This window comes from Mesorhizobium sp. M1A.F.Ca.IN.020.03.2.1, assembly GCF_004023205.1.
In the GTDB taxonomy this organism is placed as follows: Bacteria; Pseudomonadota; Alphaproteobacteria; order Rhizobiales; family Rhizobiaceae; genus Mesorhizobium.
This window is the reverse complement of record NZ_RZSV01000515.1, coordinates 1-436: the sequence shown is the minus strand read 5'-3', so window position 1 is coordinate 436 and position 436 is coordinate 1. Positions and strand designations below refer to the sequence as shown.

Below are 436 nucleotides of genomic sequence, written 5' to 3'. Positions count from 1 at the left end.
GGCCAACACCCAGCAGATGACCCACGATAATCAGCATAGCCAGAGCAGGGGGAAGACCTTCGAGTTTTAGTTGCGCAGGGTTGATTGATGATTCAACCTCTTGATATGACCAGTAACAGTTTCGCAACAAGATCGAGGTTCCTCCGCATGAAGAAATCTGCCGTTGCCGCCTTTGCGCTGATCGCCGTTTCAGGCTGCACGACCACGCCGGACCTTACGGAGGTCTGCCTCAATGATGAAGGCAAACCGGTCAGCGAAGGCATGACCTACAAGGGCAAGACCTGCAGCAAGCCCGCGACGATCAATCTTGCCGAAAAACCTGTTCTCGTTTGGCAATAGCAGGCCGGGAGGAAGCTTATGGCCGATGGCTGCCCCTCGCGAGCTGATCGAAGCCCTCGAACCGCTTTGGCGGTTGCGTCCCCCTGGCCCTCAACCC

Annotated in this window: 1 protein-coding gene; it reads left to right on the top strand. The window is 56.7% G+C overall.

Translation table 11 applies throughout. The features are described from left to right. Window positions 1-147: 147 nt before the first annotated feature. On the top strand, window positions 148-339 hold the full coding sequence (locus EOA79_RS32465) for a lipoprotein (protein ID WP_128293722.1): 192 nt from the start codon (window positions 148-150) through the stop codon (window positions 337-339). Window positions 340-436 lie beyond the last annotated feature (97 nt).